Genomic DNA, 13,229 nt, shown 5'->3' on the forward strand with positions numbered 1-13,229 from the left:
TTTATGTTTCGTGCCGCGACGGGTTGCTAGGTCAGGCTTTCTCCTCAGCACATGTCCCGTGATCTTCATCTGTCTTGGCCCCGTGGACCGAGAGTTCGTAGGTCATGGTCGGGAAATGAATGACAAAGGTCCAGACCTCCCTGTCCTTGATGCGCAGGAACGTTACCCCGTCCAGTCCATGCAATACTGTGGCCTCGCCAGCTGTGTCCGGAAAGGTAATCGTGCCTTTGTCCCCTTCCACAGGCCTGCTGAGGCGAACTTCATCGCCATCTCTGTCCGAGACACATTTGAAATGCTGTTCTCCCGCCAAAGCTTGAGTTGCCGCCAGACAGATCGCCGCGGTAAGTGGAAGTGTTTTCATGTTTTCTCCAAGATGTTAGGGGTCACTTGTTTCGTTTCGAATATGCGGCCACTCATTTCTCGATGGATTCTGTTTGGCAGAGATGGCGGCTGCGTCTGTTAGAGAAACCGGGATTGGCAGGAATTTAGCAAAAGGCATGGCCGAGATTTTGGCGCGGTTCTCATCCAACATTTGAGCTTTTTGAAAGCAAGCTTGGCTTCCGAAAAAGACGTCCTCGCGTCCGAGGAATTCGGGCTTTCATCGGCCAATAGTTTTCTGGCATTGAGACGCCGTCTCGACACGTCACGGGCCCAACTGTTCGATTTCCACAGTGATTTTTAGTCCGGGCGCATTGTCCGACGCGCTGATCAAAGCTCCGTGCCGTGTCGCAATTGCATGGACCAGGGCCAAACCCAAGCCGTTGCTGCCTTCGGCTCTGCTGCTATCCAGACGGAAGAACGGATCAAAGATGTTGGGCAGCTGTTCGCTAGGTACTCCGGGACCATTGTCGCTGACCGACAACACGGCCTTGTCAGCCATTGTGGTCACACCAACCTCAATCCGGGCGCCGCGCGGGCAGTATTTGATCGCATTGTTGAGCAGGTTCACAAGCATTTGCCGCAGCATCATCGGATCGCCGCGGATCATCACGGCGTTGGAGGCGCCTTTGGCCACCAGATGCTGCCCGTTCTCTTCTGCAATCGGGCCATATGTCTCAACGATATCGTCCACAATGTCGTTCAGCGCGACCGTAGAGAAGTTGGTCGGTGTGCCGCTGGTTTCGATCCGGGATATCCGGAGAATTGTATCGAAAACCGAGCTGAGGCGCCCAAGTTCCTGCTCAAGCTCTTGCAGTTGCGGTTGCGGATCTCCCCCTCTCTCAATCTGGGAGGAAGCTTGCTGCAATGCCATGAATCCATGCGACAGCGGCGTTTTCAGGTCATGTGCAATCGCCACCACGGTCGCTTTTGTGCTGACCATCAACGTAGAGAGGCGGTCAAGATGCTGATTCATCTGGCGGGAAATGCGATCAATCTGATCGTTCGCAGGTGATACCGGCAACCGGATGTCGGTGTCGCCCTTGGACACTTCATCCAGCGTCTTTTCCAGGGTCTGCAGTTTCCGCAGCGTTTGGGTGCTGACAATATACCCCAATCCCAGGATCGCAACGAATACAACTGCGGCTAGAAGCATCAGGCTTTCGATCAAAATCGCCAGTGTGCGGTGAACTGGCCACAGGCTGCGGGCCACCGCAGTCTGGTATCCCTGGAGTTGGGCAGAATGCACGAGGTAGTCTTCGCCCCAAGCACTTGAGGCATCGTCTGACCGCACCACTTGTTGCCAACCGTCCGCTTGTGGCGATGCCTCCAATCTGCCCGCAAGATGCCCCCCGTATTGGTCGAACAGGCCCACCAGATGATTGTCCGACTTGTAAGAGCTGCTCAGATGCTCAATCGCACGTTGAAGCGAGGGTCCGCCCGCGTCCAACAGAATTTCATGCAGCAGGTACTCCTCTTCGAGAATTTCCGCCTTCAGGTCTTTAATGAGCGCAGCTTCTACCTCCAGATAGGCAAGAAAACCCGAAACAGCGAGGATCACCGATGTCACTACCGTCGCATATATGGCGGTTCTGAATGGTGCGCCCGAGAAAATGCTACCGCGGTCCATGCAAGCTGTATCCGATGTTTCGAATGGTGTGCAGCAGCGGTATATCAAAGGGCCGGTCAATCTTTGCCCGAAGGCGGCTGATATGCGTTTCCACCACGGTTGAGTTGGGGTCAAAGCTGAAATCCCAGACCTGCTCGAGCAGCATGGTTTTCGTCACCACACGGTCTGAGTTGCGCATCAGGACTTCCAACAATGAAAACTCGCGCGGCAACAGTTCCACAACTTCCCCCTGCCGCTGCGCGGTGCGGGACAGCAGATTCAGCACCAGATCATGCACTCTGAGTTCCGTGATCTCGCCATTATCGGACTGGCGTCGGGTTAGCGTCTGTATACGGGCGTGAAGCTCCGAAAAATGAAAAGGCTTGACCAGATAATCATCCCCTCCCGCCAACAGGCCCTCGACGCGATCATCGACATCCCCCAGGGCCGTCAGAAACAGAACCGGTGTTTGGATCTTGGCTGCTCGCATTGCTTTCAGCACCGAAAGCCCGTCCATGCCCGGCATCATCCGGTCAAGGATGGCTACATCGCACTCGCTGTAAAGGCAGAACTGCAATGCATCGCGGCCGTCCGCCACCACTTCCACGCTGAAGCCATGCTCTCGCAAGCCGTCCCGTATGTAGTCAGCCGTTTTCTTGTCGTCTTCTGCAATAAGCACTTTCATGGAAATTGCTCTAGTTGCCTTTTGAGGGTCCTGGCCCGATTGCAGCAGGTTATAACCACCATCGCGCGGTTGTTGGCCTTACAAATTTGTAAATTCCAAGAGAGGTTTCTGCAAATCCGCCGTTCCAAGTTGCCGACGCACAAAATCAGGGGCGCGGCATGACGGTCCACAGCATCAAAAGGACGCCGATTGGCAGCAAGTCATATTGCTCACGGAACATGACTGTCATTCAGGCGGCACATCGCATTGCGGAACTTGATGCCAACGCTCTTGCCGTCATCAGCGAGGACGGAGACGTCGAAGGGATCATCACGGATCACGACATCATCCGTGCTATTGCAAACGGTAATATGCGGCTCGGCAAGACCCCGGTCGAAGCTTGCATGTCCGCGCCTGTCATAACCTGCGATGACTCCACCCGGTTGTCGGAGGCACTCAAACTGATGGGCAAACACAGGATCAGGCATCTTGTGGTTGTTAGTAATGGTGCATTTGTGCGGCTGCTCACGATCAAGGATCTGCTCGAAAAAATCCACGAAGACAAAGAGCTTGAATTCAACGTCCTGCGTGACATGGCCATGGGGAGGATGGTGCAGGCGGAGTAACCGCCTGCACGTTCTCCGGCCCTGAATGGACCTGCGCCCAATCGGGAACATCATTGGTTGTCTGGTGGCAGTCATGGGTGCGCTCATGCTGTTGTGCGGCACACTCGACGGAATAACCGGAGACCAGCCCAAACATATCTTCATCCTGCTCGGTGTGCTAACGATGTCGTTCGGCGTTGCGACTGTTTTGGCAACAGCGAACCCGAGACGCAGGTCCCTCGACAGGCGGCAGTCCTTCCTACTGACTGCGCTGGTCTGGGTCATTCTTCCGGTCTTTGGCGCATTGCCATTTGTCGTTGGAGAGCCCCACGCGTCACTGACAGACGCTTACTTCGAGTCCATGTCCGGGATGACGACCACAGGCTCGACCGTGTTTCAAGGGCTGGACGAGATGCCAGCAAGCGTGCTGCTCTGGCGCGGCATCCTGCAATGGCTGGGTGGGCTGGGGATTGTCATTGTCGCCATGATCTTTCTGCCGATCATGCGCGTCGGCGGCATGCAGTTCTTTCTGACCGAAGGGTTCGACACGCATGGCAAGGTCCTGCCCCGTGCACTGGACATCGCGCGATCGCTTCTGACCGTTTATGTGGCGCTCACGCTTGCCTGTCTGCTTGCGTATCTCGCCTTTGGCATGAGCCTGTTCGATGCGCTGGTGCACGCGCTGACGACAATCTCCACAGGCGGTTTCTCGACCAGTGACCAGTCATTCGCGCGGTTTACCGGGACGCTCGAATATGTGTCCGTGGTCTTCATGGTACTGGCCAGCCTGCCGCTGATCCGGTTCGTCCAGCTTGGGCGCGGCACACCCGGTCCACTGCTCTTGGATACGCAGGTCCGCACCTATCTAAAATGCATCATCTCTGCCTGCCTGATGCTGGTCCTTTATCGGGCCGCCACTAGTGACGCCAAACTCACCGAAATCGTCCGGGAAACCATATTCAACCTTGTCACACTGATTTCCGGTACCGGCTATGCGAGCGAAGACATCACGGAATGGGACAGCTTTGCACTGGTTCTGGGTGTCGTGATCGGATTGGCCGGAGGCTGCACCGGCTCCACCGCCTGTTCAATCAAGATCTTCCGATGGCAGGTGTTGTGGTTGGCTATCCAGTCACAACTCAGGCAGTTCAATCACCCCAACGCGGTTGCCGGTCCCAAATATGGCAAGCGGGCGCTGAGCGCAGATGTCGTGACATCCGTTGCGGCTTTTTTTACCTTCTTCGTCCTGACCCTCGGGCTGATCGCAATCGCCCTTTCACTTACCGGTCTCTCGCTCCAGACTTCGGTAACCGCAGCCTGGACCTCGGTCGCCAATATCGGACCTGTTTATGGCCGGGAGGTGGGCGCCTCAGGGTCCTTGGGAGGGCTGCCGAGCCCCGCAAAATGGATCATGATCCTCGGAATGCTGGCCGGACGGCTGGAAATCCTGTCTCTTTATGTGCTTTTCACCCGCGCATTCTGGGTGATCTAAATCGGTTGGGCCGTGCCTACGGCGGGCCACCCGCCCCGGAAAACGGTCCGCCACCCGATTAAAAGGCGAAGGACCGTTCCAGAGGGGCAGGTTTGATCAGATGCTCAAACCGGATTCCACAGCCTTCACCTGGATACGGGCGAGACCGAGGTTCGCGGTCTTTTTGTCGAGCGCCGCATAAATGAAGATGGTCGGGTTTTTGTCCAGCGGCCGGATCAGGTGATATTGCTTGCCGAGCGTGATCAGGATGTCCTCAATCGAGTCGTTCAGTCCCAGGGTTTCGATGGCGGCCAGCTTGGCGCGGACGACCTCGACGTTGGCGGCACCCGCTGCTTCGAGGTCGAGCTTGCCTCCACCCTCGGATGCCAACATAAGGCCGGTGTCGCTGTCGACAAGGCAGGCACCGATTATACCCTTGATTTCACTTAGTTTCGAGATATCCGTTGACATAAGTTTCTCCTTTGCGTCTTCGGTTTTGGTTGGCGGTTTCGTGAGAAGCTGTTCGGTCGGTTCAGGCGCAATTCCCGGGACAATCACCACATGTGTCTGTGTCCAGACAAAATCGCGGCCGAACTTTTGCCAGAGGGTCTTCAGCCCTGTTTTTTCTCGGGTCATGGCGTGATCGAACCGTTAGCATCCGGCTCCGGCGGGTGGGTGAGATGCGGGGTTTTGGCCCGGCGATGCATCGGAGATGCCGGCAAGCTCGTACAAAAACCGATCCACGATCTTGGCCAGTTCCCCGGTTCCCGGGATGTTGCTGCGTTCGGCCTGAACCACAGATCGGATTCGGTGGACACTGTTTGCGTGCAAAGCGTGATTAGTAGGTCCTACAGAGTTTTCTTTCACACTCGAGGCACCCATTGCGATCCGATCTTGCACGCTTTCCTCTTCTGCCCCGGCCTCCGACACGCCGGGATGCGGGTTATGCCGAGCGTCCGCCCGCGCATCGGGATTTTCCTTGCCTGCGACGCGACGGGCGCGAGGAAGTGGACGGTTTCTGAGGTTTGATATCTTTGCAAAGAGTTTGTCCGCCAGGATGTCGTCAGGTGATTTCGCAAGTGAGGATTTCTGCGAAGAAGCATTAGCTTGATCCGTGGAACGGCTCTCAACAAACGTTCCCTCAACGGCCTGTTTGGTTAGCGCTAATAGCGCCTCCGTTTCCGCTTCACTCGGCCGCGTCGCGCGACGTTTGAGTGCGCCATCGACGCGGCGCGGCACAACCTTTTCTTTGCTGTCAACAACGGAGAGTGTTGCAGGTTTTTGGGGCTCGGCACGGCATTCATAGCGGCCCAGTAGGTCAAGACGGTGTTGAACCGCGCTATATATGCTTGAATTCAGGCTTTGAAAAAACTGTGCGCCGCCGCTCTTGCGCCAGGCTTCTGACGTCTCGCCAGCCGTTTCACGTGCCCGTTGCGCATTTCTGGCCGACAACATGACGGAGTTCCCAAAAAGCCCCTCGGTCTCGCGTTGCACACGCCGCGCAACTTTACTTCGGTCCAGGGGCGTGATCAGCTTGTCGGCGCGGGTCACAGCAAGGATACTGTTGCGCTTCAAGCGCAGTGGTAAAGAAGACCACAGGCTTTTCTCGGAACTTCTCCAGGCCTGCGTCGCATGGGTGCACCAAACCACGAAACTGGCATATCCCACGGCTTCGATCCAATGATCCCGAGCCAGATTGGGATCCGAGATTCCGGGCATATCCATAAGATCGCAAAACTTGAGTATCGCGGCGTCGGAAAACACGCGAATAAATCGGGTCTCCGCAATGGGGATGGCGTCAATGGCGTTCAGGTCCACGTCTGAGCGGGTGCCGTCTCGACCGACGCGATAGGCGTCACCCTGCCCATAAGACAACCAGACCGGAGGTAGTTCTGTGGCCGTTACCCGGGTGGGCAAAACGTCGCGCTCCAGCATGAAGTTGAGCAGGGTCGATTTGCCAGCGCTGAACTCTCCCATCAGAGCGACAACTGGCTTGCGCCGTGCCCAGCGTGTCAGGCGGTCCATTTGTGCTGGCGTGACGGCGCGGCGTTTCGGCTTTTCAGCCAAAGACATGGTATTCATCTCGATCTCCTTGGATGGCCCTAGGCGGCAAGGCGTTCCAGTGTTTCCAGAACGTGCCCGAGGTTGGTCTGTGCCGTCTGAAGCTCTTGATCCCCGAACGTGGTTTTCAGTGTTTCGGCGCTGATCTCGCCCAGATCAGCGATGCGGAACAAAGTGGCCGTGTGATCGTCAAAGAACGTCCGAAGGCCATTGCGAGCCTCGTCCAGCGCGGTCGCCACCTGAGTTTCGTCGAGTTCGGAAGTGATCGTGTGTACCTCGTCGGCGATCAGGCGGCGGTATTCGTCCACATACGCTTCGTACCCGCGCCGGGCCTGCCACCAGCGGCGCCACCACGAGCTGTGCAGATCAAGCGCGATCGTGCGGGCCAGAATGACTGGCGGCCTGATCCCCGGCGGGGCCGGGGGCTCGATCCGGAAACCGGTCAGGGTGTTGCGGATGGCTTCCTGGTAGATGTCTGCGACGCTGACGGCGGCGCCGGCAAACAGGGCCCCGACATCCGCCTTAACGTTGCGGCCGAACCTGGCATAGGCTGCCCGCAGCTTCATGCGGAGGCTGTTTGGTTCGCAGCTCCAGGTGCCGGTTTCGCCATAGCTGTTGAGCTGTTTCAGAAGCGACTTGATCGTAAGATCGACAAAGCCCGCTTCTGCCCTACTACTGCGGTCGTGGAAATCCTGATGGATGGCTTCAGTCAGCGATGTTAGCTGGGCGTCGTATCGCGCCGCCACTTCGGTTATGCGGTCCTTGATGTGCTGACCGTCGACCGCAATCTTTGCATCCTGAGCAAGATGCATTCCCGCAGCCGCAGACGTGGCGCGGGCTTGATTTGCAATGTTCGTTGCCTGATTGCGCACCTCATCGAGCAACCGCCTGCCATCGCCGGACGCTGCCCGCTCGGCAATGACTCTCATCAGTTCGGGCAGGCCCGAAAGCTCCCAGACATGTGCCTGCGAATCCTCTGCATCCACCTGTTCCACGTGACTGGCCCAGTCGATCAGGGATTGCTTGCTGTCCTCCGGCAGGTCGTCCAGCGTGTTCGTCAGTGCCGCCTCGGCCCATTTTGCGCTGCCAAAGATCACTTCGCAGCCGGACGGAACGCCCTGCGCCTCCAACGTCCGGGTGATGCTGGTCCGGATTTCGGAAATCTGCTCGGCCGGGGCCGCTAGTTCGTCGATCCGGTTCACGAACAAAACCACCTGCCGATCGTCCAGGTTCCCGATGATGCGGACCAGTGCCATATCCATTGTGGTCAGCGCCTGCGGCGCGGACAGAACGACGACACAGATTTCGGCATTCCGGATATTGTGAATGGTGATCTGCTCACGCACCAGAAAAGGATCGTTCACGCCTGGCGTATCGTAGAGTGTGACAGGTACAGAGTACTGGGGCAGATCCATGAAGACCTCTGCCGATTTGGTCAGATCGGCAAAGCGGCCCTGTTTATTCTCACCGTCACCCGGCGTGTCGTCTTCTCCCAAGCAGACATATCTCTCAAGCAGCGCATGATCGAAGTAGTCGTACCGGTGCTTCTGCCCCAGAAGCATTTCGAAATTTCGGCCCAGACGGTTTTTCGATTTGGCCTGCATGTCCTCGATTTGCTGCCGGATCTCGTCCACCTCATCCTGTGCCCCGGCGCGTCCGGCCAGTTCGCCAAGCCGCCCGCCCCCGGCTACCAGGGCGTCCCACTCGTCCCGATCAAAGAACTGGAAGTGAGCCCGTGCCCCGGACGGAGGCTCCTTGTTGAGATGCAGAGTTGTCACCACGGATGTCCAAGGGTTCACATCCGACGGGAGCAGGCCTGGCGATCCCGCCAGCGCATTCGCCAGCGTGGTTTTGCCCGCCTTTACCTGCCCAACGAGCGAAACTCGGGCGGAATAGTCTTTCAACTGCGACTGAAGGACATCCACTTGCCGGGAAAGCGGCCCTTTTACGTTCGATCGCAGTTGTGCGAGCGCCACCAGGGTCTGCTCGAATGCGGCGCGCTGCTGCGCAAGGTGCCGGGTGCCAAACTCAAGCAGCTTTGCCGGGTCAGCGACATCGGAAGTGACTGACATTTGGAGGGATCCTTGCTGGTAGGGTGATGGTTTGCGCGGGGCAGATCGCGGTCATCAGGCCTGTTGGAATTGAGACAAATTTTCGGCTTCAGGGAGTGTTCAGCCGGTCGCCGGTGAAGCCAGAGGTCACATGGATCACCGCTAGCGAATCCGCCGGTTCAGTTTTTCTAGCGTGCGGTTTCCCGGGCGGTTGAATGGTGGTCGTCTCTCGCGGCCGAGACTTAAATAGTCTCTTGAACCGCCGGGCAAGTTCCTGCTTTCCCAGGGCTTGATTGCGGTTTGGCAAGAGTACCAGTCTGGCGATTATGCCGACCGCGATCTGTGACCATTCCCATTTGGGTTCTTTTGTCTGTGAAGCGGAGTGAGACCAACCTACGGAGAGACGCAAAGGCCCCCCAACAAACGAAGGAGCATCGTATGTAACCTGCATTCAGAACCTCGGACACTTGGCACGCTTCGATCACAACATGGCAGAGCATTAGCCATGCGGCAGTGGCGGCCTGTAAACATCAACCAGAAAACCTACTTAGGACATTCGCCTGTCCGGGGCTTTTCACGAAATATACAGATTTGTAAGACGACGGCGGGGTATAGCCTCATAGCTGCGTTTCGAGTTCGGGGCGGGTTTATGTACTGTCGGCGTGATTGAACCAATGTTTTTGAGGACAGTCGTGCGTGGCTTGCCGTTCGATTTTATTCACATAAGAAGCAATCTTCTTACCGCCGATTTATTTATCTGCCTGGACATTAGGATGTTCGTCATACTTCGAGCGTACCGAAAGCTGGGCAGAGGTACCCGCCAAGCGGGGATCTTGTCTCGGTCGCCGGTCTTTACCGGGTTTCTGGGGGCCGAACATAGATTTTAGGCCGTCAGGGTACGACGCGCCGCGACATCATCCGCAGAAGGATGCCATTCTGCGTCACCATTACATCCGACAATCAAGCTATGCATGCCGCTGGATTTAATATGTCGGGCGAATGCAAGCTGGTTTAGTGCGTCTTCGATTGCTTCCCTTTTCAGTTAATAGGCTTTGCGAGGCACCGCGCGTCATTGCCGCGGGAGTTGCCCGGATACTATTCACCGCCAACTTCTTCATTGCTACTCGCGGCCCATAAGGATGTGCGCCCAGGCCCCTATACAGCCCTATAGAAGCCGTACGGCAGGGGTGGTACTCGTCGCCAACCTTTTATCTTACATCGACAACGAGACCTGTCTTGCGAGCTCTGCCAAGGCCCGGGCAAGGGCTTCGGCGGTTGCGGAGGGGCCTGTGCCGTTGACCGGTTTGCGAATACCGAAACGTCTTACGAACTCCCTCACGGTGCCTTCGGGCGATGAGACAGCGAACTGACCGGTCAACTCGAAGATTCCGTCCGCGTGGGCATAAACCTGATCTACCCGCACATCCAGCCGCGCGTCCGGCCCTGTATTCAGTGGCCACGGCTCTATCGCTGCAGAAGCGCCCGTCCGTTCGTTCAGGCCGCGGGCCAGAGCCGCAGTCATGCCTCGGGCAGGATCGTCGGCCCATTGCGCACCGCCAAACGCGAGCAGAGCACCGCCTTCGCCTTCGGCAACAATATCCGAAGCCGCGGCGTAGGAGGGGAGGGAGACCAGCCGCACCTCGATCGTGCGGGATCGTAGGTTCGCTACTTTTTCGCCGGGAGCGGAAGAAATCAGATAGCGGGCATCGTTGGCCGGAGTACAAGCTGTCGCCAAAGCAACGGTGAGTATCAATGAAAGGACAATTCTCATCTCATCTACCAAACAACAGGGAATTCGGATCACGCTCAATTCTGCGGGCCAATTGCGTCAAGGCCCGGGCCGCCGATTTTATCTCATGCAAGGCGTCCAGCGTTTCGGCATTGAAACTGGAGCGGGCCCCATATGCCGAGAGCAGCGTTTCGGACTGGGCGACCAGGCGCTCAAGGCGAGCGGAGAGGGCTGGAAGTCGTTCCGTGGCGACGGCAACGGCATCAGCCGCACCGCGGGCAGAGGCCATCGTGGCATTGGCGTTGTCCACCAGCCCGCCTTGCCGCAGCGTCGCCAGTGTCGAGCGCATTTCGTCAAGGGCTCCGGTCAGAGCAGCAGGCAGGGCGAGGGCTTCTTCGGTTCCGATCAACGCATCCGCGCTGTTTACCAACTGGCTGGCTGAGCTGATCAATTCTTCGGTCTCCAGTGCGTTCGCTTTGGCCGCCACTGCGCGAAACGGGCGGGGCGACTGCCGCGCGCGGTTGGGGCGTCGGACACACTGCACCGAGCGCAGGATTGGGCCGAGACGCGTCCCGAATGGGGTCTGGCCGGATGCCGCGCCTTCATCGCTGCGCAGCGCCATCGCACGGGCGGGGCGAACTTGTCGGGGCAGGCGTTCCTGCACAACTATGATTGGCGCCGCGACGACGGTTTCGGGGTTCTGGAGTTGATCATGACAGCCCCTGTGGTGGTCGCCAGCTGGATCAGCCTGCAATACTATGGCTCGACAGTGGCACCGACTTTGTTCGGGGGTGGAAACAAGCTGCTGCACAATGTGGTGGGCGGCATCGGTGTCCTAGAAGGCAACGGCGGCGCACCCCGCCCGGGTTTGCCGTGGCAATCGGTCCATGACGGCGACGGGTTTCAGCACGATCCGCTGCGTTTGTCGGTGATTGTCGAGGCCCCGCGCGGAGCAATGTCGGACATACTCAGCCGCCACCCCGGCGTCCGCGCTCTTTTTGACAACGGCTGGCTACATCTGATTGCCATGGACGATCACGGCAAACTGGCCTGGCGCTACGGGGGCAATCTGAACTGGACTCCATTCAAGCAGCAAGATGACTTAAATCGCGTGTTGGCTGCGGAATGATCTGTTTGTTGCTGCCGAAGTGACTCAGGCATATGCCTGTTGCATTCGCACGGGATCATTGCTGTCAATCATGGCATCATGTTTCCCAGAAAGTCGGGTGCTTCAGGTATTTGCAAACTGCATCAGGCCAACCCGAAACTTTAAACCTCAGCGTGTAAAACTTGACCGCGGGCGACCGGCCCAGGATTTGAAGGCGCGCGAGAAATTGGCCACGTCAGAATATCCAAGGCCGTGGGCGATATCGGTGACGCCAAGGCCGGTTTCACGTAGAAGGCTGAGGGCGCGGCGATAACGCACTTTGGACAGCACCTCGCGGAATGTGTACCCGTCAAGCATCAAACGGCGCTGCAAGCTGCGGGTGCTCATGTTCATGCGGCGTGCCACCGAGCCAAGTTCAGGTGCGTTCTCGAGTATGCCAAGCAAAATGCAGGCTTCCACGGCAATCAAAAATTCGCTGGAACCAGAGAGGACGCGCGCCTGTAAATCGGCCGAGCAGTAGGCGTGCCCGCCGTTGTCCATCGGGCGCGGGGTTTCCAAATCACTAGCCGTCAACGGGATGGACAGAGCGCTGCGGCCATAAAGCGGCTCAGCCTGCAGAAGGTCGCGCAAGATCTGTCCATGTCCCAGGTCGGGATAGTCCAGTCCAATCCAGCGCGGGCTCCAGTCCGCGCCGAGGTAATTCCGGGCGAAATCGAGCATCGGGGGTATGTCATGATCGCTGTGACTGCTGAAGGCGGCGCCACTCTCCCGGGGAACGTGATAACGCCAGATCGCGCCATCGCGCATGTCGGTCAATGTGATCGACGGCCCGTTCTGGAACAAGGTGATCGCCCAGGCCAGCCGCTGGATGCCAAGACGCAGGGAGGGGGCCTGGGTTGCGTATTCAAACCATGCGCCCAGATCGGTGCCCTTCATCTCCAGACCCACCCGAAGCCCGAATTGTGGATCGCCTGACAGGCGCTCGGCCTCAGAAAACACTTTGACCATCGCGCTCATCGGAATGCGCAGCGATCGGTCTTCGACGACATCAATCGGCAGGTCTGCTTTGTCAAAGGCCCGCTCGACCGCCGCCAACCCGGCGCAGGCGCGCAACCGTTCCGGGAGGGTTCCCATGCCCGCCGCTGTCGTGGTTGAATATTCTCCGCTCGGCATATCCACCTAACGCCGGGCGTAAGTCACCCGGAAGAATTGATAAGCCTATGAAAGGTATTGGGCCTTAAAATAAACTTTAACGGGTGCGTGGCGTGAAATGACAAGACGCCAGTTGCGTTGATTGTTAATCTTCACGGGAATGTGAACCGCAAAAGACCAGCCAGCGTTTTGCAGGCAATTGCGGGAATTTCGCCGCATTCACGCTTGTTCATATTCAGAAGTGCTACCCGATCATATCGTGTTTAGGGAGATCCAGTTTTGCCACGCAAATTCAACCTTCTGATTAAAAAGGCGGTGCGCCCCCTGAGCTGCGGCGCCCTTGCCCTAGGGTCAGGATTCATAACCAGTAGATGACGGTTGCTGCGAGTGCGATGGCGGAC

General features: G+C 57.7%; 10 protein-coding genes and 1 pseudogene. 3 read left to right on the top strand and 8 right to left on the bottom strand.

Annotated elements, in window-relative coordinates; translation table 11 throughout:
• Window positions 1-31: 31 nt before the first annotated feature.
• From GOX53_RS20370 to GOX53_RS20380, 3 genes are all read right to left on the bottom strand, one after another.
• Window positions 32-361 carry a hypothetical protein gene (locus GOX53_RS20370; RefSeq protein WP_171179623.1) on the bottom strand — a complete coding sequence of 110 codons (330 nt, stop codon included), beginning with the start codon at window positions 359-361 and terminating at the stop codon, window positions 32-34.
• Between the two features lie 282 nt (window positions 362-643).
• On the bottom strand, window positions 644-2,008 hold the full coding sequence (locus GOX53_RS20375; RefSeq protein WP_171179625.1) for an ATP-binding protein: 1,365 nt from the start codon (window positions 2,006-2,008) through the stop codon (window positions 644-646).
• Window positions 1,995-2,672: a response regulator transcription factor gene (locus tag GOX53_RS20380; protein WP_171179628.1), complete on the bottom strand. Its 678-nt coding sequence runs from the start codon at window positions 2,670-2,672 to the stop codon at window positions 1,995-1,997. Before GOX53_RS20380 ends, GOX53_RS20375 begins: the two co-directional genes overlap by 14 nt.
• A 158-nt stretch (window positions 2,673-2,830) precedes the next feature.
• Here GOX53_RS20380 and GOX53_RS20385 point away from each other — a divergent pair, with 158 nt between their 5' ends.
• Both GOX53_RS20385 and GOX53_RS20390 read left to right on the top strand, forming a co-directional pair.
• Window positions 2,831-3,277, top strand: a complete 447-nt coding sequence (locus GOX53_RS20385; RefSeq protein WP_171179630.1) for a CBS domain-containing protein — start codon at window positions 2,831-2,833, stop codon at window positions 3,275-3,277.
• A gap of 73 nt (window positions 3,278-3,350) precedes the next feature.
• Window positions 3,351-4,748 carry a TrkH family potassium uptake protein gene (locus GOX53_RS20390; protein WP_254446660.1) on the top strand — a complete coding sequence of 466 codons (1,398 nt, stop codon included), beginning with the start codon at window positions 3,351-3,353 and terminating at the stop codon, window positions 4,746-4,748.
• Window positions 4,749-4,844: 96 nt separating this feature from the next.
• On the opposite strand, the gene GOX53_RS20395 is transcribed toward GOX53_RS20390, so the two are convergent.
• The 4 genes from GOX53_RS20395 to GOX53_RS20410 all read right to left on the bottom strand — a co-directional run bounded on the left by GOX53_RS20395 (window position 4,845) and on the right by GOX53_RS20410 (window position 10,610).
• Window positions 4,845-5,363 (bottom strand): roadblock/LC7 domain-containing protein, encoded by a 519-nt coding sequence (locus GOX53_RS20395; RefSeq protein WP_254446661.1) that lies wholly within the window; start codon window positions 5,361-5,363, stop codon window positions 4,845-4,847.
• Between the two features lie 15 nt (window positions 5,364-5,378).
• Window positions 5,379-6,809, bottom strand: coding sequence for a dynamin family protein (locus GOX53_RS20400; protein ID WP_171179636.1), 1,431 nt, complete (start codon window positions 6,807-6,809; stop codon window positions 5,379-5,381).
• Window positions 6,810-6,829: 20 nt separating this feature from the next.
• Window positions 6,830-8,860: a dynamin family protein gene (locus tag GOX53_RS20405; protein WP_171179638.1), complete on the bottom strand. Its 2,031-nt coding sequence runs from the start codon at window positions 8,858-8,860 to the stop codon at window positions 6,830-6,832.
• 1,192 nt (window positions 8,861-10,052) lie between these two features.
• The gene (locus GOX53_RS20410; protein ID WP_171179640.1) at window positions 10,053-10,610 is read right to left on the bottom strand and encodes a membrane integrity-associated transporter subunit PqiC; all 558 of its coding nucleotides are present in this window, start codon (window positions 10,608-10,610) and stop codon (window positions 10,053-10,055) included.
• 448 nt (window positions 10,611-11,058) lie between these two features.
• Here GOX53_RS20410 and GOX53_RS20420 point away from each other — a divergent pair.
• Window positions 11,059-11,697 (top strand): annotated as a pseudogene (locus tag GOX53_RS20420) (putative inorganic carbon transporter subunit DabA); the annotation flags it as partial.
• 147 nt (window positions 11,698-11,844) lie between these two features.
• Here GOX53_RS20420 and GOX53_RS20425 read toward each other — a convergent pair.
• Complete coding sequence (locus tag GOX53_RS20425) at window positions 11,845-12,771, bottom strand: AraC family transcriptional regulator (protein WP_171179642.1); 927 nt, start codon at window positions 12,769-12,771, stop codon at window positions 11,845-11,847.
• Window positions 12,772-13,229 lie beyond the last annotated feature (458 nt).

Source organism: Ruegeria sp. HKCCD8929, from assembly GCF_013031405.1.
Classification (GTDB): domain Bacteria; phylum Pseudomonadota; class Alphaproteobacteria; order Rhodobacterales; family Rhodobacteraceae; genus Ruegeria.